The 21,172-nt window shown below is 68.6% G+C and carries 20 protein-coding genes; 14 read left to right on the top strand and 6 right to left on the bottom strand.

Annotated elements, in window-relative coordinates:
• Nucleotides 1–160 precede the first annotated feature (160 nt).
• The 3 genes from mltA to AC1VXD_RS16270 all read left to right on the top strand — a co-directional run bounded on the left by mltA (nt 161) and on the right by AC1VXD_RS16270 (nt 3,865).
• Complete coding sequence (gene mltA / locus AC1VXD_RS16280) at nt 161–1,312, top strand: murein transglycosylase A (RefSeq protein WP_482992910.1); 1,152 nt, start codon at nt 161–163, stop codon at nt 1,310–1,312.
• A gap of 108 nt (nt 1,313–1,420) precedes the next feature.
• The gene (locus tag AC1VXD_RS16275) at nt 1,421–1,714 is read left to right on the top strand and encodes a hypothetical protein (RefSeq protein ID WP_108767275.1); all 294 of its coding nucleotides are present in this window, start codon (nt 1,421–1,423) and stop codon (nt 1,712–1,714) included.
• A 105-nt stretch (nt 1,715–1,819) separates the two neighbouring features.
• Nucleotides 1,820–3,865 (top strand): TonB-dependent receptor, encoded by a 2,046-nt coding sequence (locus AC1VXD_RS16270; protein ID WP_482992909.1) that lies wholly within the window; start codon nt 1,820–1,822, stop codon nt 3,863–3,865.
• Nucleotides 3,866–3,921: 56 nt separating this feature from the next.
• Here AC1VXD_RS16270 and AC1VXD_RS16265 read toward each other — a convergent pair whose 3' ends face one another.
• Nucleotides 3,922–4,176: a HigA family addiction module antitoxin gene (locus tag AC1VXD_RS16265; protein ID WP_482992908.1), complete on the bottom strand. Its 255-nt coding sequence runs from the start codon at nt 4,174–4,176 to the stop codon at nt 3,922–3,924.
• A 170-nt stretch (nt 4,177–4,346) separates the two neighbouring features.
• Here AC1VXD_RS16265 and AC1VXD_RS16260 point away from each other — a divergent pair, with 170 nt between their 5' ends.
• The 4 genes from AC1VXD_RS16260 (at nt 4,347) to AC1VXD_RS16245 (ending at nt 8,177) form a co-directional block, all read left to right on the top strand.
• Nucleotides 4,347–5,408 carry a two-component system sensor histidine kinase NtrB gene (locus AC1VXD_RS16260; protein ID WP_482992907.1) on the top strand — a complete coding sequence of 354 codons (1,062 nt, stop codon included), beginning with the start codon at nt 4,347–4,349 and terminating at the stop codon, nt 5,406–5,408.
• The gene (gene ntrC / locus AC1VXD_RS16255; RefSeq protein WP_482992906.1) at nt 5,401–6,849 is read left to right on the top strand and encodes a nitrogen regulation protein NR(I); all 1,449 of its coding nucleotides are present in this window, start codon (nt 5,401–5,403) and stop codon (nt 6,847–6,849) included. The genes AC1VXD_RS16260 and ntrC overlap by 8 nt, the downstream gene beginning before the upstream one ends.
• 94 nt (nt 6,850–6,943) lie before the next feature.
• Entirely contained in the window at nt 6,944–7,513 is a 570-nt protein-coding gene (locus AC1VXD_RS16250; RefSeq protein ID WP_482992905.1) for a superoxide dismutase family protein, read from the top strand.
• Between the two features lie 31 nt (nt 7,514–7,544).
• Complete coding sequence (locus tag AC1VXD_RS16245) at nt 7,545–8,177, top strand: superoxide dismutase family protein (RefSeq protein ID WP_482992904.1); 633 nt, start codon at nt 7,545–7,547, stop codon at nt 8,175–8,177.
• Nucleotides 8,178–8,282: 105 nt separating this feature from the next.
• Here the strand turns inward: AC1VXD_RS16245 and AC1VXD_RS16240 are convergent, their stop codons facing one another.
• Nucleotides 8,283–9,170, bottom strand: coding sequence for a hypothetical protein (locus tag AC1VXD_RS16240; RefSeq protein ID WP_164075626.1), 888 nt, complete (start codon nt 9,168–9,170; stop codon nt 8,283–8,285).
• Nucleotides 9,171–9,263: 93 nt separating this feature from the next.
• Between AC1VXD_RS16240 and AC1VXD_RS16235 the strand changes: the two genes are divergently transcribed.
• Nucleotides 9,264–10,559 carry an acetyl-CoA C-acetyltransferase gene (locus AC1VXD_RS16235; RefSeq protein ID WP_482992903.1) on the top strand — a complete coding sequence of 432 codons (1,296 nt, stop codon included), beginning with the start codon at nt 9,264–9,266 and terminating at the stop codon, nt 10,557–10,559.
• A gap of 91 nt (nt 10,560–10,650) precedes the next feature.
• Here the strand turns inward: AC1VXD_RS16235 and AC1VXD_RS16230 are convergent, their stop codons facing one another.
• The 3 genes from AC1VXD_RS16230 to AC1VXD_RS16220 form a co-directional block, all read right to left on the bottom strand.
• Nucleotides 10,651–11,946, bottom strand: a complete 1,296-nt coding sequence (locus AC1VXD_RS16230) for a heme biosynthesis HemY N-terminal domain-containing protein (RefSeq protein ID WP_482992902.1) — start codon at nt 11,944–11,946, stop codon at nt 10,651–10,653.
• 6 nt (nt 11,947–11,952) lie between these two features.
• Entirely contained in the window at nt 11,953–12,930 is a 978-nt protein-coding gene (locus AC1VXD_RS16225) for a uroporphyrinogen-III C-methyltransferase (protein ID WP_482992901.1), read from the bottom strand.
• A gap of 104 nt (nt 12,931–13,034) precedes the next feature.
• Entirely contained in the window at nt 13,035–13,823 is a 789-nt protein-coding gene (locus AC1VXD_RS16220; protein ID WP_482992900.1) for a uroporphyrinogen-III synthase, read from the bottom strand.
• A 34-nt stretch (nt 13,824–13,857) separates the two neighbouring features.
• Between AC1VXD_RS16220 and AC1VXD_RS16215 the strand changes: the two genes are divergently transcribed.
• The 5 genes from AC1VXD_RS16215 (at nt 13,858) to AC1VXD_RS16195 (ending at nt 16,948) form a co-directional block, all read left to right on the top strand.
• The gene (locus AC1VXD_RS16215) at nt 13,858–14,325 is read left to right on the top strand and encodes a YiiD C-terminal domain-containing protein (RefSeq protein WP_482992899.1); all 468 of its coding nucleotides are present in this window, start codon (nt 13,858–13,860) and stop codon (nt 14,323–14,325) included.
• A 32-nt stretch (nt 14,326–14,357) separates the two neighbouring features.
• Nucleotides 14,358–14,789 (top strand): hypothetical protein, encoded by a 432-nt coding sequence (locus AC1VXD_RS16210; RefSeq protein WP_108767289.1) that lies wholly within the window; start codon nt 14,358–14,360, stop codon nt 14,787–14,789.
• A gap of 57 nt (nt 14,790–14,846) precedes the next feature.
• Nucleotides 14,847–15,284 (top strand): rhodanese-like domain-containing protein, encoded by a 438-nt coding sequence (locus AC1VXD_RS16205; protein ID WP_150454645.1) that lies wholly within the window; start codon nt 14,847–14,849, stop codon nt 15,282–15,284.
• Between the two features lie 99 nt (nt 15,285–15,383).
• Nucleotides 15,384–15,902: a protein-export chaperone SecB gene (gene secB, locus AC1VXD_RS16200; RefSeq protein ID WP_046985370.1), complete on the top strand. Its 519-nt coding sequence runs from the start codon at nt 15,384–15,386 to the stop codon at nt 15,900–15,902.
• A 20-nt stretch (nt 15,903–15,922) separates the two neighbouring features.
• Nucleotides 15,923–16,948, top strand: coding sequence for an NAD(P)H-dependent glycerol-3-phosphate dehydrogenase (locus AC1VXD_RS16195; protein WP_482992898.1), 1,026 nt, complete (start codon nt 15,923–15,925; stop codon nt 16,946–16,948).
• Nucleotides 16,949–17,297: 349 nt separating this feature from the next.
• Here the strand turns inward: AC1VXD_RS16195 and AC1VXD_RS16190 are convergent, their stop codons facing one another.
• A complete protein-coding gene (locus AC1VXD_RS16190) occupies nt 17,298–17,657 on the bottom strand; it encodes a hypothetical protein (RefSeq protein WP_482992897.1) in 360 nt (119 codons plus the stop codon).
• 745 nt (nt 17,658–18,402) lie between these two features.
• Between AC1VXD_RS16190 and AC1VXD_RS16185 the strand changes: the two genes are divergently transcribed.
• The gene (locus AC1VXD_RS16185; protein WP_482992896.1) at nt 18,403–21,054 is read left to right on the top strand and encodes an excinuclease ABC subunit UvrA; all 2,652 of its coding nucleotides are present in this window, start codon (nt 18,403–18,405) and stop codon (nt 21,052–21,054) included.
• Nucleotides 21,055–21,172: the final 118 nt, after the last annotated feature.

Below are 21,172 nucleotides of genomic sequence, written 5' to 3'. Positions count from 1 at the left end.
CCCACGCCTACCGGGGGGGCGCCCCTCCGCGGGATCGGCGGGGGCGGTTGGCGGGGCGGGGCGGGGCGGCGCCGAGGGGGGGGGCGCCTCGTCGCCCGGCGTCGCCCCCCCGCGCTACCGGAGGTTGCTCCGCCACCATCGGCCCCACTACATTGCGACGATGATCACTGTTACGTCGCCGCGCGCGTTCCTCACCTTCCTGGCCGCCGCCCTGCTCGCTGGCTGCGCCACCACCGGCACCCGTCCGGCCATACCGGCCGCCAAGCCCGCTGCCACCACCTACGCCAAGGTCGACTGGAAGGTGCTGCCGGCGGTCTCCGAAGCCGACCTGCAGGCCGGCTTCGTCGCCTGGCGCAGCAGCTGCACCCGCCTGAAGAACGATGCGGTCTGGGCCCAGCCCTGCGCGACCGCGGCCACGGTGTCCGACAAGGACCCGGCGGCGATCCGTCAGTTCCTGCAGCGCGACCTCGACGTGTACGCACTGCGCGCCGGGGGCCACCAGGCCCATGGCCTGATCACCGGCTACTACGAACCCATCTATCCCGGCAGCCTGACCCGCACGGCCACCGCCACGGTACCGGTGTATGGCACGCCCGACGATCTGATCGTGGTGCAGCTGGACAGCCTCTACCCCGAGCTGAAGGGCAAGCGCCTGCGTGGCCGCCTCGATGGCAAGGTGCTCAAGCCCTATGACGACGCCGGTACCATCGCCAGCAAGGGCTCCAAAGCCCCGGTGCTGGCCTGGCTGACCGACCCGATGGACCTGCAGCTGCTGCAGATCCAAGGCTCGGGCCGCGTACGCCTGGCCGATGGCAGCCAGGTGCGGCTGGCCTATGCCGAGCAGAACGGCCACCCCTACCGCGCCATCGGCCGCTGGCTGGTGGACCAGGGCGAGCTGAAGAAGGAAGACGTCACCATGGACGCGATCCGCGCATGGGCGAAGGCGCACCCGGCGCGCGTGCCGGAGCTGCTGCGCAGCAACCCCAGCTACGTGTTCTTCGTGCGCAGCGCCGACAGCCCGGAAGGCCCGCGCGGGTCGCTGAACGTGCCGCTGACCGCCGGCTACAGCGTGGCGGTCGACCGCAGCGTGGTGCCGCTGGGCAGCCTGCTGTGGCTGTCCACCACCCGCCCGGACGGCAGCCCGGTGGTGCGCCCGGTGGCCGCCCAGGACACCGGCGGTGCCATTGCCGGCGAAGTGCGTGCCGACCTGTACTGGGGCAGCGGCGATGCCGCCGGCAAGCTGGCCGGTGACATGAAGCAGAAGGGCAACCTCTGGATGCTGTGGCCGAAGGGCGCGCCCCTGCCGAACTGAACCGGCAGGGGTCGGATCCCTTGCCGCAGGCAAGGGCTCTGACCCCGGATGGCTGATAATGGCGCCATTCCGAACTTTCCGGCCGCCGCTGTGGCCAGGACCCCTGCAATGAAGAACATCAAGAACAACACCGCCAGGAAGTACTACAAGCACTGGGCCGAATCGGGCCTGGGCAAGGGCAACGTGCTGATGGAAGCCCGCGGCGAGAAGATCGTGCGCCAGGTGGAAATCTACGGCACCAAGCTGGTCTGGGCCGATGAGCATGGCCAGAGCGACGACCGTTTCCTGCTGGCCGACCAGCCGGTGTCGTTCCTCGATTTCGACGAGGACGACGAAATCTCCGCGCGCGAATTTGAAAGCGCCTGGAAGAAGGCCAGGGAAGCCACCGGCTACCCGGTGTAAGCACCGCTCCACCCCCGCTTTTGTAGAGTCGAGCCATGCTCGACTCCGCGAGCCTCGCGCTTGAAATGTTATATGATTACATTTCATCCGCACTCTTCCACCCCCATGAAAACCTCCACGCTGGTGGCCGCCCTCGCGGCCGCTCCGTTCGCCCCTGAAGCTTTCGCACAGTCCGCCGATGCCGCGCTCACCCTCGGCAAGGTGCAGGTGCACCAGCATGGCGAAGGCCAGCTCAGCGCTCACCAGGTGCTGACCTCGGTGGACGTGCTGGGCGCGGACCAGATCGAAGACCGCAACGTCTCGCACAGCTGGGAACTGCTGGGGCAGATGCCCGGCATCCAGCTCACCGAAACGCGGCAGGGTGCGGAGTCGGGCAAGGTCAGCTTCCGCGCCTTCAACGGCGAGGGCTACCTCAATGCCATCAAGACCCTCATCGACGGCATCCCCAGCAATGTCAACAGCGGCAACCAGCGCTTCATCGACATGCTGTTCCCGCTGGAAATCAGCTACATCGAAGTGGTGCGCGGGACCAACGACCCGCGCTACGGCCTGCACAACATCGGCGGCAACGTGAACTTCGGTACGCGCCAGGGTGGCAACTACACCGATGCGCGGCTGGCCTACGGCAGCTACAACACCCGCGATGCGCAGCTGGCGGTGGGCCGCGAAGCGAATGGCTTCGCCCAGAACTACTTCGTTGGTACCCAGGCCAGTGATGGCTACCGCGACCATGACACCTCCAAGAAGTATTCGCTGGGCGGCAAATGGTTCCATGGCTCACTGGACGACGGCCTGCGCGTGGGCCTGACCGCGCGCGCCTACCACCACGAAGCGGACGAACCCGGCTTCATGACGGCCGACGAGCTGCGCACGCACCGCCGTGGCAGCGACCTGCGCAACGCCAACGATGGCGATGACCGCGACATGCGGCAGATCGCCGCGCACGTGGACCTGAAACTCTCCGATGCGCTGACTTTCGGCACGCGGCTGTACTACAACCGCTATGAAGACGACCGCCGGGTGACCTTCAGCGACCTGCCCACCGGCAACCTGCCGCGCCAGCGCCGCGTGTGGGATGAGCGCCAGACCGGCCTGCTCAGCACGCTCACCTGGCAGGCAAGCCCCGCGCTTACGGTAGAAGGCGGCCTGAACTACGAGCAGCAGGACAACGGCTACATCCGCGAGCGCTACGCCTACGATGAACCCACCGATTACAGCCAGGCGCCGGCGCGCGTGCAGAACGACGACCGCCACAGCTTCGACAACTGGGGCGCCTACGTGCAGGCCATCTACCAGCCGGCCGAAGCGTGGAAGATCGTGCCGGCCTACCGTATCGACCGCTTCAGTGGCAGCACGCACCTGATGAACGGCGTCCGCGGCCGCCTGCAGGACTACGGCACCATCGGCCAGCCCAAGCTGAGCGTGATCCACAGCGTGGGGCAGACCACCCATGTCTACGCCAACTGGGGCCGCACCTTCCAGGTGCTCACCGGCTCCACCGCGCCGGCCTACCTCACCCCGGGCCAGGCGCCGATGCAGCCGTCCACCAACACCGGCATGGAGCTGGGCCTGAAGTTCGAGCCGTTCGCCGGCAGCCAGGCGCGCCTGGCGGTGTGGCAGCAGGACGCGGAAAACGAGGTGTCCAACATGCCGGCCACCGGCACCACGGTCACCCTGGGCAAGACCCGCCGCCGCGGCGTGGATGCGCAGCTGAGCCTGCAGCTGGGCGATGACTGGACGGTGTGGGCCTCGCACGCCTACCAGGAAGCGAAGATAACCCGCGACGACCGCAATGCCAGCATTTCGCTGCAGGGCAGGGAAGTGGCGGCTACCCCGCGCCACATCAGCAACCTGGGCGTGGATTACCGCGCCAGCGACGCGCTTCGCCTCGGCCTGCAGGCGCGCGCGCAGGGCGACTACTACCTGGAAGAGCGCAACGAGGCCGGCAAGTTCGGCGGCTTTGCCGTGCTCGACCTCAGCGCGGCGTACCAGATCACCCCGCGCTGGAGCGTGGACCTGCAGCTGAAGAACGTCACCGGCCGCGAGTACGCCTACGCGTGGTACGACAGCTTCTTCTGGGACAGCGCCCGCCCGATGTTCTCGCCGGCCCCGGGCCGCAGCGTGTTCGTCGGCCTGAACATGAAGCTGTAACGCGAATGGGGTCGGACCCCTTTCCGCCAGGAAAGGGCTCTGACCCCGGATCAGCCTTACGTCGCCGCGTTGTTCATCGCCACGTCGACATCCGCTTGCAGTCCGATCCAGAACGTATCGGACACGCCGAAGTAACGGGACAGCCGCAGTCCGGAATCTGCCGTCACGGCACGCTGGCCGGTAACGATCTCGCCGATCCGGCGCTGCGACACGCCGATTGCCTTGGCCAGGCGGTACTGGGTGATGCCCAGCGGCTCGAGGAACTCATGCAGCAGGATCTCGCCGGGACCGGGGTAGGGGACGGTTCGCATGGAAGGGCCTGTCCGGATAGCGAATGCAGCAGGCAGTGTGGCAACGGCGCGCCCCTGCGGGAATCAGGTAATGCGACCACGTTCGATGCATTTGGCCTGCAGGGGTCAGAGCCCTTTCCTGACGGAAAGGGATTCGACCCCACACCCTCGTTTTGCACTACATTGGTGCAATGTCCGACCCCGCACCCCCGCCGTCCCTCGATGCCCTCGGCACGCCGCTGGCCTGGGCCGGGGCCGATGGCCGCATCATCGGCTGCAATCCCGCCTTCGCGCGCTGGCTGGGCGTCAGCGTCCGCCGCCTGATTGGCCAGCCACTGGCCGCGCTGGAAGTGCAGGGCGAGGCGCTGGCCCATTTCCTCGCACGCGATGAGCGCGACAGCCTGCGGCTGAACCGCCTGTCGCTGGCCCTGCCCGGCGAGGGCGCGCGCTTTGCCGAGGGCTGGATGAGCCGCCGCGACGATGGCGGTTGGCTGCTGGAAGCGCATCCGGTCGATGAATTCCCGGGCCTCGACCCGACCCAGGCCCTGCCCAGCGCGCTCAGTGCCGCGCTGAAGGGTCTGGCCCACGAGCTGCGCAATCCGCTGGCCGGGCTGAAGGGCGCCGCCCAGCTGCTGGCGCGACGAGCCGCGCAGCGCGATGCCAGCGAGCGCGAACTGATCGACCTGATCGGCTCGGAGATCGAACGCCTCAACGGCCTGCTCGACCAGTTGCTGTCCCCGGCCCCGGCCGCGCCGCATGCACCGCTGAACATCCATGCCGCGCTGGAACGCGTGCTGCGCCTGGCCGAAAACGAGGCCGGCTGGGCCGTGCGCCTGCAGCGCGACTACGACCCCAGCATTCCCGAGTTCCATGGCGATGCCGATCGCCTCACCCAGGCGGTGTGGAACCTGGTGCGCAACGCCATCCAGGCCGGCGCGGGGGTGATCACCCTGCGCACCCGCGTTGAACATGGCGTGCGCATTGCCGAACAGCTGCACACCCTGGCCCTGCGCCTGGAAATTGCCGATGACGGGCGTGGCGTGCCGGAAGAACTGGCCGAGCACCTGTTCCTGCCGCTGGTCAGTGGCCGCGCCGAAGGCACCGGCCTGGGCCTGGCGCTGGCCCAGCAGGTGGCGCGCGAACACCGTGGCACGCTCACCTATCGCTCGCGCCCGGGCCATACCGTGTTCACCCTGCTGCTGCCGATCGGCAACGGCGCCGTCCCGGCCGAGGAGGCCCCGCGCGATGTCTGATTCACCTTCCTCCGCGCAGCGCATCTGGGTGGTCGACGATGACCGCGCCGTGCGCTTCGTGCTGTGCACCGCGCTGCGCGAGGCCGGCTACCAGGTCGTCGATTTCGACAGCGCCGCACCCGCCCTGCAGGCCTTGAACGAAGGCCCGGCGCCGGCACTGCTGTTCACCGATGTGCGCATGCCCGGCGACGATGGCCTGGTGCTGCTGGACAAACTGAAGGCCGCGCTGCCGCAGCTGCCGGTGGTGGTGATGTCGGCCTACACCGATGTGGCCAGCACGGCCGGCGCATTCCGCGGTGGCGCGCACGAGTTCCTGTCCAAGCCCTTCGACCTCGACGATGCAGTCGCGCTGGCCCAGCGCGTGCTGCCCGCCGTGGCGCCGGCACTGGCCGCGTCGACCCCGGTGGCCGAAACGCCCAGCGACCAGCCGCCGCAGCTGGTAGGTGACACGCCACCGATGCGCGCGCTGTTCCGCGCCATCGGTCGGTTGGCGCAGGCACCGCTGGCGGTGCTCATCACCGGCGAAACCGGCACCGGCAAGGAGCTGGTGGCCAACGCCCTGCACCGCGAATCGCCGCGTGCACAGGGCCCGTTCGTCGCGCTCAATACCGCCGCCATCCCGGCCGAACTGCTGGAAAGTGAACTGTTCGGCCACGAGGCCGGCGCGTTCACCGGTGCGCAGCGCCGCCACATCGGCCGCTTCGAGCAGGCCAACGGCGGCACGCTGTTCCTCGATGAAATCGGCGACATGCCGCTGCCGCTGCAGACGCGCCTGCTGCGCGTGCTGGCCCAGGGCGAATTCTTCCGCGTCGGTGGCCGCGAGCTGATCCATGTGGATGTGCGCGTGGTCGCGGCGACCCACCAGGACCTGGAAGGGCTGGTCGCGCAGGGTAAATTCCGCGCCGACCTGCTGCATCGCCTGGACGTGGTGCGCCTGCAGTTGCCGCCGCTGCGCGACCGCCGCGAGGACATCGCGCAGCTGGCCACCACCTTCCTGGCCGCTGCCGCGCACAAGCTGGACACGCCGCCGAAGCGGCTCACCGCCGCCGCCCTGCAGGCACTGCGCGAGCACGACTGGCCGGGCAACGTGCGCGAGCTGGAGAACGTCTGCTGGCGCATGGCCGCACTCGCCGCCGCCGACACCATCGGCGTGGCCGACGTCGATACCGCGCTGAACCGCAAGCGCAGCCGCCGCGGCAGCAGCGCGGGTGCCGATCCGGGCCAGTGGGAAACGCTGCTGTCCGAATGGGCGCGGCGGCAGTTGGCTGAAGGCACCGAGGGCCTCCACGCGCAGGTGCGCGAGCGCGTGGACCACGCCCTGCTGGAGGCCGCGCTGCAGATCACCCATGGCCGACGCGCCGAAGCCGCCGCACGGCTTGGCCTGGGCCGTAACACGCTGACCCGCAAACTGGGCGCCGGCCGCCGCCGCGGGGGCCATTGAACGCCCCCTGCACGCGGTCCTCGCACCCGCTTGCCGAACTGTTGATCCGCCATGGACGATGCCGTCCGTAGTGTTCCCTGCAAGGAGTTCCCTGATGCGCCTGTCATTTGCCATCCTGCCGCTGTCCGCCGCCGTGCTGCTGTCTGCCTGTGGCAGCGCGCCGCAGAAGCCGCAGCCCACGCCGCCGCCGGTGGTCACCACGCCGGCGGCCCAGCTGGCCGAAGCCAACCTGGCGCCGGCCTCGGCCAGCATCGTCAGTGGCCGCTTGGTGCTGAAGACCGAAAGCGGTGGCGTGCACCTGACGGGCCTGGTCGGTGGCCTGCAGCCGATGCAGCAGGCGGGATTCCATATCCACGAACGCGGTGACTGCAGCGCGGTGGATGCCAGCAGCGCCGGCAACCACTTCAATCCCGCTGGCAGCGCGCATGGCCGCGCCGGCAGCGGCAAGCACCATCTGGGCGACATCGACAACCTGCAGGCCGATGCCCAGGGCCGCGCGAACGTCGATGTGCACCTGAAGGGCGTTACCCTTGGCGGAGGCGCCGCCACCGATATCGCCGGACGTGCACTGGTCGTGCATGCCAACGCCGATGACTATCGCAGCCAGCCCGCCGGCAATGCCGGCGTCCGCATCGCCTGCGGTGTGATCCGGGTTACCCGCTGATCGCCACGGGCATCATTCCAAGGAGAGTTCCATGCGTCTGATCCACACCTCGCTGTTCGCGGCCATCGCCGCCCTGGGCCTGGCGGCCTGCAACCAGCAGCCGGCAGCCCCGGAAGCCGGAGCCCCGGCCACTACCCCGGCCGAAGGTTCGGCAGCACCGGCTGATCCGGCCACGGTACCGGCCACCGATGCCGCTGCGGCCACCGATGCTACGGCCAGCGCCGAGCTGGCACCGACCCAGGGCAACGAGACCAAGGGCAGCGTCACCTTCAAGATCGTCGACGGCAAGGTGCACGTGACCGGCCAGATCACCGGCCTGAAGCCGGGCAGCGAGCACGGCTTCCACATCCACGAGAAGGGCGACTGCAGCGCGCCGGACGGCATGAGCGCCGGCGGCCACTTCAACCCGGGCAAGCAGGACCACGGCAATGTCTCGGCCGATCCGCACCACGGCGGCGACATGCCCAACATCAAGGCCGACGACAAGGGCGTGGCCACCATCGACGGCCCGGTCTCGAGCAACGTCAACATCGGCAAGGGTGATGACTTCGACATCATTGGCCGCGGCCTGATCGTCCACGCCGACGCGGACGACTACAAGACCCAGCCGACCGGCAACGCCGGCGCGCGCCTGGCCTGCGCGGTCATCCAGAAGGCCCCGTAAGGCAAAACCGCTTCCTGTAGAGCCGAGCCCATGCTCGGCTGCTCTGCAGGCGGCCTGAGCCGAGCATGGGCTCGGCTCTACAACTACCCGCACGGGCGTTGTGGATCAGCGCGCCAGCAGCTCGCGCGCGTCCTGCCCGGCCTCGCAATGCACGAACAGCACCGGTACGCCGTGTGCTTCCAGCACCGCGGCCATCTGCCGCTGGCGCATCAGGAACTGCTCATAGATGCCCTGCAGGCGGTCGCAGTCGCCCTTGCTGTGGTTGTAGTACGCACACCAGCCGGCCGGATCGAACAGCGCCATGCGCGCCTCGCCCTGCGTATAGCGCAGCAGCGGCTCGGGTGCGTTTTCCAGCCACTCGTCCTGCCCCGGGGCCATGATCGCGGTCTCGATCAGCGGCCACAGCGCTGCCAGGCCCTGGTTGTCGTACTGCATCGACATCATCGCGGCCAGGTCGTTCACGGTGAAGTAGCGCGCGTGCTCGATGCGGGCACCGAAGCTGTTCTGCGCCATCAGCGCCGTATCGGCATGGGCCATGCCATTGGCCAGCAGCACGTCTTCCAGCGCATCGGCCACGGCCGTAGTGGTGGCCACATCGCTGCCGGTCAGCAGGAAGGGCACCACGCGCAGGCCACCGCCCACCAGCGTCGCATCGGCCTGGAACGGCAGCGGCACTTCACCGTCGGCGCCGGCACCGAAGGCCAGCAGGCGCGGGCCCTGGCTGCGGCCCGGGGCACGCATCTGCAGTTCTTCCAGGCGGCGGTGGATCGGCCAGCCCGGGCGCAGGATTTCAGCGGGGTCGAAATGGGCGGCGGCGAACACCAGGTCCAGCTCGGCCACCTGCGGTACCAGCTTGGCCAGGTCACGGCCGATACGGTCGGCCAGTTCACCGGCCTGGTCGGCGCTGAGCACCGCCTGGCGGGGGATTTCGCCGTTGGCCAGTTCCAGGGCCAGCACGCCAAGGGCATTCATCGCGGGGTCGGGTTTGCTCATGGTTCCACGGTTGGCCCATCACAGGGCGGCAGCTACACTTGGCTCCATTATGCCTGCTCCGTCGTGCAGGCCATGTTGCAGACACCCTCATCCATGCCAGGTATCTCCATGCCCAACGCTCGTCCCGTCGCCATACTCGGTGGCGTCCGCATTCCGTTCTGCCGCCAGAACACCGCGTATTCGGATGTCGGCAACCTCGGCATGTCGGTGCGGACTCTGGGTGCGCTGGTCGAACGCTTCGGCCTGCATGGTCAGCAGCTCGGCGAAGTGGCGATGGGCGCGGTCATCAAGCATTCCAGCGATTGGAACCTGGGCCGTGAAGCCACGCTGTCCTCGGGCCTGTCGCCGTTGACCCCGGGCATCACCCTGCAGCGCGCCTGCGGCACCTCGCTGGACAGCATCATCACCGTGGCCAACAAGATCGCCCTGGGGCAGATCGAATCAGGCATCGGCGGCGGCTCGGATACCACCTCCGACGTGCCGATCGTGTACGGCAAGAAGCTGCGCGCGCGCCTGCTGGCCGCCAACCGGGCCAGGAACACCGGCGACAAGATCCGCGCGCTGACCGCCGGCTTCAAGCTCTCCGAACTCAAGCCCGAGTTCCCCGGCGTGGCCGAGCCGCGCACCGGCAAGAGCATGGGCGACCACTGCGAGGACATGGCCAAGGAATGGAACATCTCGCGTGATTCGCAGGACGAATGGGCGGTGTCCTCGCACAAGAAGCTGGCCGCTGCCTACGAGCGCGGCTTCTTCAACGACCTGATCGCGCCGTTCCGTGGCGTCGAGCGGGACAACATCCTGCGCGCCGATACCTCGCTGGAAAAGCTGGCCACGCTGAAGCCGGCCTTCGACAAGGTCTCGGGCCGCGGCACGCTGACCGCCGCCAATTCCACCCCGCTCACCGATGGTGCCGCCGCGGTGCTGCTGGCCAGCGAGGAATGGGCCCGCGCGCACGGCCACGAACCGCAGGCCTACCTGCGCGATGCCCACGTGTCGGCGGTGGATTTCGTGCACGGCGAAGGCCTGCTGATGGCACCGACCGTGGCCGTGCCGGAGATGCTCAAGCGCAACGGCCTGACCCTGCAGGATTTCGACATCTACGAGATCCATGAAGCCTTCGCCGCGCAGGTGCTGTGCACTCTGCGTGCGTGGGAGAGCGAGGATTACTGCCGCAACCGCCTGGGCCTGGATGCACCGATGGGCCGCATCGACCCGGACAAGATCAACCTGCTGGGTTCGTCGCTGGCTACCGGCCACCCGTTCGCCGCCACCGGCGCACGCGTGATCGCGACGGCGGCCAAGCAGCTGGCAGAACGCGGCGGTGGCCGCGCGCTGGTGTCGATCTGCACCGCTGGCGGCATGGGCGTGGTGGCGATCGTCGAACGCTGATTGCATCCATCGAACAACAAAAAACGCCGCCCATCGGGCGGCGTTTTTTGTGGGTGGGTGCCGACCGTGGGTCGGCGCACCTCAGCCATGCTCACGGTACCCGCGGGTTGCCGAACCCATCGCGCACCTCGTTGGCGTCATACACCGGCGGCTGCGCGGCAGTAGGCAGGTCTTCCACCGTGCTGCGCGGCGCCACATCGGCCGCATGCACCAGCGCCACGCTGTCCTCGCCACGCTGCAGGCGCAGCGCATTGGCCAGGCACTGTGCGGCCAGTGCGTGGTCGCCACGCTGGGCGAACGCTTCACCCAGTGCCTCCCACGCCGGCGCACCGGCACCGGCGGCGATGGCCTCGTGCAGGAACGCATCGGCCGCATCCCACTGCTGCTGGGCCAGGGCAATGCGACCCTGCGCCAGGCGCAGCGCAGCCGAATCGTCATGCACGTTGCGCCAGCGCGCCAGGTTGGCCTGGCGGGTGGCCAGACGTTCGGCGGGCAGGCGGCCATACAGCGCCACCAGCTCATCGTCCCAGCGATGGTCGAGCGCCTGTTCCAGGGCCAGCAGCGCTGGCTCGTCCCAGTCCAACGCCACGGCGCGGGTGGCGTAGGCGGCCACCACGTCCGGGGTCGGTCGCAGCGCCTTCGGCGTGGCTTCCCACTGCGCGGCCAGGGCGTTCACATCGCCGGCCTCCAGCAGGGCCTGCGCAGCGAGGCGGGCTTCCAGTTCGCTGCTGGCGTCGGTCGGCAGCACCTTGCTCTGCCGCAGCGCGCCCAGCTGGCCGTACGCCTCGTGCGCGCGCCCGGCCTGCGCCAGCGCTTCTGTACGCAGCCACAGGCCACGCGGCGGCAGCGGCTGGATGGCCGCCACGTCCAATGCGTTGATCGCATCCACCGGCAGGTCGCGTGCCAGCAGCTGTTCGGCGCGCAGCAGCGCATGCAGCGTGGCATCACTGTCACCGAGGCGCTGCAGCAGCGCCTCGCCTGACGCGGCATCGGCACGCGACTGCGCGCTGCGCACCGCATTGGCCAGCGCCACCGCGCTTACTTCCGGGTCGGCCGCCGCACCATCCAGCAGCTTTTCCGCACGCTGCCAGTGGCCGTGTTCGTAGGCCTGCAGGCCATCGATCAGGCGCACGCGGCCCTGCTTGCGGCGGTAGCGGCCCCAGGCGCGGAACGGTGCCGCCACCAGGCTCCACAACAGCCACAGTACCAGCACGCCGATCACCGACAGCAGGGCCACCTTGGGCAGGTTGCTGTGGTAGTCGTAGCCGCCGTAGCGCAGGGTCACTTCGCCGTAGCGGTTCAGATCATCGGTGCCGAGCCATTGCGCAGCCACCACGCCGATGGCCACGGCCAGCAGCAGTACGACCAGGGATTGCAGGGGTTTCATCGGGCGTTACCTCCGGTCGGTCTGGGAGCGCAGTTGTTGCAGGGTGCTGCCAAGCACGCTGCTCTCGGCCTGCAGGGGGGCCTTGCGCAAGGCCTGAAGTTCAGCATGTTGCGCGCGCAGGCCCGGTGAATCCGGCCAGCGCCGCTGCGCCCAGTGAGCCACGCGGTTCAGCGCGGCATCACGGCCGCTGCGGTCGCCACGCTCGATGGCCGCGCGGGCCAGGGTCAGTTCCAGCTGCAGCGCATCATCGGCGGCGGCGCGCTCGGCCTGGGTCAGCGGGCCGTTCAAGCGGGTCGGGGTGATATCCACGAAGGGCGCCAGCGCCGATTGCCACCACGGCTTGGCAGCCGCTTCGGCCGGCGAGGGTGGCAGCTCTGAGGGAAGCCCCTGCAGCGCCTGGGCCACGGCATTCAGTCGATGCAGCGCCTGCACGCGCGGGCCCGGGCCCAGTGCATCCAGCGCGTCGCGTTCCTGCACCAGCGCCTGGCGCAGGTTCAGGCCTTCGTTGTCCGGCAGGTCGGCCAATGCGGTGGCGGCCTGCGCATACAGGCGGCGCGCGCCTTCCACATCGTCGGCAAAGGCCAGCCGTTGCGCGGCCTGGGTCAGCAGCAGCTCGGCCTCGTCGCGCTGCACGGCCTGGCGGCCCTGGTTGGCGCTTTCGGTCAGCCGGGTCAGGTTCTCTTCCAGCAGCGCGCTGCGCTGGGACAGGCCCAGCATTTCATCGCGCAGCACGCGGTTGGTGGCGGCCGCATCCTGCAGGCGCTGGCTGGTCGCGCGCTGGTCGCGGCGCAGGGCCTCGACGGTGGCCTCCAGCCCCTTCAGCCGCACGTCCGTGGTCTGTGCCTGCGCCGCCCGGTCGCGCTGCTGTTGCTGCCAGTGGTGCCAGCCGGCGTAACCCGCTGCGCCCAGCACCACCACCACCGCAAGCGGCAGCAGCCAGCGTGCAGGACGGCGGGAGGGGGCAGGTGGCAGGGCGTCGTTCATCGGGCTTCCTTGTCGGCGGCGTCGCCGGCGGGGAGCCAGCAGGCAGCGTTGGACACAGCATTACCGTTGGCGCTGAACCCGGCAAGCGTGTGCCGGGTGCCTGTTCAGGTCGCTGCCGGGGCAGTGAGCGCGGCGTGTGCGGCCGCCGTCATCTGGGTGACGGTGGGCCCTTCGCCGTGCACCACGCGGGCCAGCCCCAGCGCCCGCGCCTGCTCGGCCAGGCGTTCGCTGGCGGCCAGCACGATGGCCTGTTCACACAGGCGCTGCTGCCAACCGGGCGACAACTGCTGCCAGAAGCGCTGCAGGGCCTCGCCGCTGCTGACGGCCAGCAGCCACGGCGTCCCCGAGCGGGCCAATCGCGCCAGTTTTCGCCGCGGTATCACCAGCGGCACCCGCCGGTAGATGTCGGCACGGATGATCCGAGCGCCCGCTGCCTCAAGCTGTGCGGCAATCAGGCCGCGGCCGCCGGGCGCGGTCACCAGGCCGATGTCCGTGCCGCCCACGTCGGCCAGCACCGGCAGCCCCAGCAGGCCCTCGCTGTCCATCCGCTGCGGTGCGTGCACGTCGGTGATGCCCTGCGCGTGCAGGGCGCGCGCGGTGCCTTCGCCCACGGTCAGCCACGGGCCACGCTGGGCCGCCGTCAGGTGCTGCAGTGCCGCAGCGGCCGCGACCGCCGCCGGGCTGGTGAACACCACGCGCGCGCAGGACAGCGCCCGGTTCAGCCGCTGTTCGACCGCCGCGCCCTGCAACCGCTGCAGCCGCCACGGCGACAAGGCCACGGTGGCCCCGCCCAGCCTGGCCGCAGCCTGCCTCAGACCGGCATGCTGGCCCTGCGGCCGCAGCGAGATCAGGGTCCAGCCAGTGGGTATCGTATGGTTGGCCATTGACGTCATTATGCGGGCCCTTCGTTGTCGTGGTTGCTGCTCGATGTCCGCTGATGCCCTGACCTCCTCGCTGGCCGCCCTGCAGGACGTGCTTGACTGCATGCCGGCGGTCCGCGCGATGCAGATCCGCCTGGATGGCTATGCCGACGGCGTGCTGCGCATCACTGCGCCGCTGGTCGCCAACGTCAACGACAAGGGCAACGCCTTCGGTGGCAGCCTGGCCTCGGTGCTCACCCTGTCGGGCTGGGCGCTGGTCAGCCTGCGCCTGCGCCTGGCCGGGCACGATGCCGAGGTCTACGTGGCCGACAGCAACCTGCGCTACCTGGCCCCGGTCTACGAAGACCTGCACGCCCATGCCGAAACCGCCGAAGCCAGCAGCTGGGATACCTTCCTGGCCACCTTCCGCCAGCGCGGCAAGGCCCGCATCAGCATCGTCGCCCGCCAGCCGGGGGCCGATGGCCGTTCGGCCGCCGAGCTGAGCGGTCGCTTCGTTGCCTTCGCCAGAGGGTAGGATGGCACGCTGACGTCCTGGGGAAACCACCGATGCGCCGCCTGATCCAGTTCCTGATGTGCTCCCTGCTGCTGGTCAGTGCCGTGGCCGGTGCCGCTGCCGACGACCTCACCCGCAAGCAGCGCAAGCTGCTGGAAGAGACCCAGATCGCCTACGGCGCCACCATCCGCTGGGGCAGCATGGACGATGCCATTGCCTACCTGGACCCGGAGCTGCGCAAGGAAAAGCCGCCCACCGAGTTCGAGCTCAACCGTTACGCGCAGCTGCGCGTGTCCTCCTACCGCGAGCGCAGCAGCGCCTCGCTGGACGGTGGCCAGGTCGAGCGCCGGGTGGAAATCGGGGTGATCAACCAGAATACCCAGGCCGAGCGCACCGTGGTGGTGGTCGAGCGCTGGCGCTGGGACCCGGAAGCCAAGCGCTGGTGGCAGGCGGCCGGCCTGCCGGACCTGTGGAAGGGGCAGTGACGGGCCCCCTGCGGCTTGTGCGACAATCGGCGCCCACTTGATCGACCCGTGACCTGAGTGAATTACGAAGAGTTGCTGGCCTTTGCAGGCCGAAACCCGATGCTGTCCGCGGCCCTGGTCGGCCTGACCGTGGCCCTCATCGTCACCGAAACCCGCCGCCTGTTCCGGGGCTACAAGGGCATCAAGCCGGCCGAGCTGACCCACCTGATGAATGCTGGTGGCGCGGTCGTGGTCGATCTGTCGCCCAGCGCTGACTTTGAAAAGGGCCACATCGCCGGCAGCCGCAGCGCCCAGGCCAGCGCCTTCAACGCCGAACACAAGCTGGTGGCCAACGCCAAGCAGAGCCCGGTGGTGCTGGTGTGCCGCAGCGGCAACGCGTCGGAAACCGCCGCCAAGACGCTGAAGAAGGCTGGTTTCGAGAAGGTCTTCGTGCTGGAAGGCGGCATTCCCGCCTGGCAGCAGGCCGAATTGCCGCTGGTCAAGGGCCGCAACTGATTGCAGGGGATGGCGGAACTGGCCTTGTATGGGCCTGCCGCCGCCCCCAACCCTGTAGTTCGACACTCGTTTTCATTGCATTCATTGGAGTTACTGGAAATGTCCGAAGAGACCACCAACGGCGCCGTTGCGCCGGCCGATGCCGCCACCGGCCCCGCCTTCACCGTCGAGAAGATCTACGTCAAGGACGTTTCCTTCGAGTCGCCGAATGCGCCGACCATCTTCAATGACCAGGTGCAGCCGGAACTGCAGCTCAACCTGAACCAGCAGGTGCAGCGCCTGGGCGAGAACGCCTTCGAAGTCGTGCTGGCCGTCACCCTGACCTGCCAGGCCGGTGAGCGCACCGCCTACGTGGCCGAAGTGAAGCAGGCCGGCGTGTTCGGCCTGGTCGGCCTGGACCCGCAGTCCATCGACGTGCTGCTCGGCACCCAGTGCCCGAACATCCTGTTCCCGTACGTGCGCCAGCTGGTCAGCGATCTGATCCAGGCCGGCGGCTTCCCGCCGTTCTTCCTGCAGCCGATCAACTTCGAAGGCCTGTACGCAGAAACCCTGCGCCAGCGCCAGGAGCAGGGCGACGCACCGTCGCTGGCTGACTCCGAGCCGGCCGGCAACGCCTGATCCCCGCCGCGACGTCACGGATGAGCACTACCGCTGACAAGATCGCCGTGCTGGGCGCGGGTTCCTGGGGAACCGCGCTGGCCACCCTGCTCGCCCGGCACGGTCACCCGACCGTGCTGTGGGGGCGCGATGCCGCCGTGGTCGAAGCCATCGACCAGCGCAACGAGAACCCGCGTTACCTGCCGGGCATCCCGCTGCCGGAAAGCCTGCGTGCGACCACCGACATGGCGGCCGCCGTGCGCGATGCCGCCTGGGTGCTGGTGGTGACCCCGTCGCACGCGTTCAACGAAACCGTGCGTGCGCTGGCACCGCTGCGTCCGGCTGGTGCCGGCGTGGCGTGGGCCACCAAGGGTTTTGAACCCGGTTCGGGCCGCTTCCTGCATGAAGTGGCGCGCGAGATCCTGGGTGACGACGTGCCGCTGGCCGTGGTCACCGGGCCGTCGTTCGCCAAGGAAGTGACCCTGGGCCTGCCCACCGCCATCACCGTGCACGGCGACGTGCCGGAGTTCGCGCAGACCGTGGCCGAAGCCATGCATGGCCCGGCGTTCCGCGCCTATACGGGCGATGACATGGTGGGTGCCGAGCTGGGCGGCGCGATGAAGAACGTGCTGGCCGTGGCCACCGGTGTGGCCGATGGCATGCAGTTGGGCCTGAACGCCCGTGCCGGCCTGATCACGCGTGGCCTGAACGAGATGCTGCGGCTTGCCGCCGCCATTGGTGCCAAGCCGGAAACCCTGATGGGTCTGGCTGGCCTGGGCGACCTGGTGCTGACCTGCACCGGCGACCTGTCGCGTAACCGCCGCCTGGGCCTTGCCCTGGGCCGCGGGCAGACGCTGCAGGATGCCGTGCGCGAAATCGGCCAGGTGGTGGAATCGGTGCAGACCGCCGACGAAGTGATGCGACAGGCACGCCGCCATGGCATCGACCTGCCGATCTCTGATCGCGTGCGTGCCGTGCTGCACGGCGAGCAGACGCCTGCAGAAGGCCTGCGCGCCCTGCTGGCGCGGGAACAGAAACCGGAATATCCGGACACGCTGTTCAAGTGAATCGAAAAACCCCGGCCACTCGCCGGGGTTTTTTTTTCGGGTGAAACCCGACGGTAGCGCCGGGCCATGCCCGGCGGAATGCCGGCACCGCGCGTGGTGCATGAACGCATTGCGTGGATCTACTGCAGCAATCGCACAGGTAGCGCCGGTCCATGCCCGGCGGAATGCGGCACCGCGCGTGGCCATCCACGCATGGCGTGGATCTACTGTAGCAATCGCACAGGTAGCGCCGGGCCATGCCCGGCGGAATGCCGGCACCGCGCGTGGCCATCCACGCATGGCGTGGATCTACTGTAGCAATCGCACAGGTAGCGCCGGGCCATGCCCGGCGCATTGCCTGCATCGCGCGTCATTCCTGCGGACGCATGCGCGCGGTGGCCTGCCCATTGATGGCCAGGCACGCCATGATCAGACCCTCCATCACCCGGTCGCCGGGGTAATCCTCATCCGGGCCGTTCTGGCGAATGCGTTCGCCTGCCAGCAGCATTTCAAGGGCGATGGTCAGGCCGGCGCGTGCGCAGTCGGCGTCTGCCAGGGCGATGCGGCGGCCGATACGCAGCTCCGGTTCGGGCCACAGCTGGCCATCGGCGGCGGCACCGCAGCCGATGTCTTTCAGGGCGTTGATGAAGGTGCTGCCCGGGCGGGTCGGCGGGGTGTCGTCGTCTTCGCTGTTGGCAGGCGTGTGGGCGGGAAACTTCGGTGTGGTCATGGCGAGTGCTCCGTGCAGACAGTCGGTAGCCGCCACACGAAGGTGGCGGGCGGAGACGTGGCTCGAAAACCGGGACATTGCGCAAGACCGGCAGGCACAAGGCCTCCACGCTCCGCCCGCCATAGCCGGCAGACGGATTGCCGGCCGGCGCCACGTGGAGTGACGCCGGCCGGCAAGCGTAAACAACTTACGCAGTATCACGGGTTTTCGATGCCCGACCACCCGTTGCCGGTGGCACCTCATCTGTACTCGCTTGCTTGAGGGCAGCCCTGTGTGGATGACCTATCTACCCTTGGGTGCGGGTGTGGTGGCGTTTGGATTCGCGGTTGCAGATCTGGCGGGCAGATTCATGTTGGCGACGCGCGCGTCTGCCACCCACTACTTCCCCCAGCGCCACCCCGGCGGCGCGCCTTTCAGCCAGCAGACCAGCACAAGCATCAGAATCACCGCCCACGTGTACAGCTGGAACGCCACGGGCCGTTGGATCGGGGAGAACAGGAACGGACCCGCAGACAACAGAACCAGTGCAATGGCATAAACCACCCAGCCCTGCCAGGCGCAGGGCAAGCCCCAGCCCCAGCCGTATCGCTTCCGTGTGAACCAGTACCTCCTGTCGTCCATGCGTGTCTTGTACCACCTTGTGGGTGCCGCTCCAACCGTCACTCCCGTTCACCCCGGCAGCAGCGAGAATAGAGCGCCGGGCACGCGCTGATGCGTGCCACTCACTGCCTGCAGGATCGCGACGATGTCCAACTCATCCTCCAAAGCGCCGCCGTCCGCAGCCACCGCCAGCGGTTGCGTCGAGGTTCGCGGTGCGCGCGAGCACAACCTGAAGAATGTCGACGTCTCCATTCCGCGCAATGCACTGGTGGTGTTCTCCGGCGTCTCGGGTTCCGGCAAGTCATCGCTGGCCTTCGGTACCGTGTATGCGGAGGCGCAGCGACGCTACTTCGAGTCCGTCGCGCCCTACGCACGGCGGCTGATCGACCAGGCCGGCGTGCCGGATGTGGATGCGATCGACGGGCTGCCGCCTGCGGTGGCGCTGCAGCAGCAACGCGGTGCCAGCAACGCGCGGTCATCGGTGGGTAGTGTCACCACGCTGTCCAGCCTGGTGCGCATGATGTATTCGCGGGCGGGCACGTATCCCGCCAGGCAGCCCATGCTGTACGCCGAGGATTTCTCGCCCAACACGCCGCAGGGCGCCTGCACCACCTGCCACGGCCTTGGCCACGTGTATGAGGTGACCGAGGCGTTGATGGTGCCCGACCCCTCGCTGAGCATCCGTGAGCGCGCCATCGCTTCCTGGCCGCCGGCGTGGCACGGGCAGAACCTGCGCGACATCCTGGTCACGCTGGGCTACGACATCGACGTGCCGTGGAAGACGCTGCCGAAGAGAGCCCGCGACTGGATCCTGTTCACCGAGGACGCGCCGACTGTACCGGTCTATGCCGGCTTCACCCCTGCCGAGACCCGCGCGGCACTCAAGCGAAAGCTGGAACCCAGCTACATGGGCACCTATACCGGCGCACGCCGCTACGTGCTGCACACCTTTGCCAACACGCAGAGTGCGCTGATGCGCAAGCGCGTGTCCCGCTACATGGAAGGCAGACTGTGCCCGGCCTGCGAAGGCAAGCGGCTGAAGCCCGAGGCACTCTCGGTCACCTTTGCAGGCGTGGACATCGGCGAGTTCATGCGGTTGCCGCTGGATCAGCTGGCAGAGCTGCTGGAGCCGATCGCCGCGGGGGATTTCAGCGCGCACAACCCGGGCGCAGGCACCAGCCGCACCGCCACCGGCCGAGATCGCCGCCAACGGGCTGCCGCTGGCCGTGCAAGCCACGCGGCAGCACCGGATGTGCGGCGTACGTCGGCACTGTCCAAGGAAAAGCAGCTGGCTGCCCAGCGGCTCGCGGGCGGGGTGATGGCACGCGTGCACCAGCTGCGTGGCCTGGGCCTTGGCTATCTGTCCCTGGATCGGGCAACACCGACGCTGTCTGCCGGCGAACTGCAGCGCCTGCGCTTGGCCACGCAGTTGAGCTCGCTGCTGTTCGGCGTGCTGTATGTGCTCGATGAGCCCTCTGCAGGCCTGCATCCTGCCGACAGCAAGGCGCTGTACGACGCACTGGACCGGCTGCGCGACGGTGGCAACTCGGTGTTCGTGGTCGAACATGATCTGGAGCTGATGCGTCGCGCGCAATGGCTGGTGGACGTGGGCCCGGAAGCGGGCGAGCACGGTGGACATGTTCTTTACAGTGGCGAGCCCGAAGGTCTGCGCCAGGTCGCGGACTCTCGCACGGCCCGCTATCTGTTCGACCAAGTGCCAGCGCCGGCCAGCCGGCAGCGCAGCGCGGACAGCTGGTTGGAGCTGCAGGACATCCACCGGCACAACCTGAAGGGTGTGGATGCGCAGGTGCCGCTGGGCCTGCTGACCGCCGTGACCGGCATTTCCGGCTCGGGCAAATCCAGCCTGATGGCGCAGGCCCTGCCGGAGCTGATGCTGCTGCATCTGGGCCATGAGCCGGTGGAGGACACCGCTGAAAGCACACCGACCGATGGCCCCACGGTGATCGAAGCAACGCGCGGCCGGCTGGCGGGCGATGTGGATGCCATCCAGCGCGTCGTGCAGGTGGACCAGAAGCCGATCGGCCGCACGCCGCGTTCCAACCTGGCGACCTACACCGGGTTGTTCGACCACGTGCGCAAGCTGTTTGCCGCGACGCCGGCCGCACGCCGTCGAAAGTTCGACGCAGGGCGCTTCTCCTTCAACGTGGCCAAGGGCCGCTGCGAAACCTGCGAAGGCGAGGGCTTTGTCAGCGTCGAACTGCTGTTCATGCCCAGCGTCTATGCGCCGTGCCCCACCTGCCATGGTGCGCGCTACAACGAGGCCACGCTGAAGGTGCTGTGGAATGAGCGCACCATCGCCGATGTGCTGCAGATGACGGTGGACGAAGCGCATGCGTTCTTCAGCGAAGAAGATGCCATCGCACGCCCGCTGCACCTGCTGCAGGAAATCGGCCTGGGCTATCTGCGGCTGGGCCAGCCGGCCACCGAGCTTTCAGGCGGTGAGGCACAACGCATCAAGCTGGCCACCGAGCTGCAGCGCAGCCAGCGTGGGCGCAGCCTGTACGTGCTGGATGAACCCACCACCGGTCTGCACGCATCTGACGCGGACCGGCTGATGGTGCAGCTGCAGCGCCTGGTGGAGGCGGGGAACACGGTGGTGATGATCGAGCACGACATGCGTGCGGTCGCGCAGGCGGACTGGGTGATCGACGTTGGGCCGGGCGCAGGCGGTGCGGGCGGCACCATCGTGGCGAAGGGAACCCCACATCAGGTCGCGCGTGCGAAAGGCAGCAGGACGGCCCCGTTCCTGGCGCGGGAGCTGTCGAGGAGCGCTTGAGTTGAGTTCTGCATGACCGAGCATGACCTGCCGGCCGATCGGGTATGGCCATCGGCCAGCAGCACATAACCACTCGGCATTTCTGCATTGGGGCGTGAGCGGGGTTAATGAATGTGCA

Source organism: Stenotrophomonas sp. STEN054, assembly GCF_056854535.1.
The sequence above is the reverse complement of the archived record's forward strand: the minus strand, read 5'-3'. Positions and strand labels throughout refer to the sequence as shown.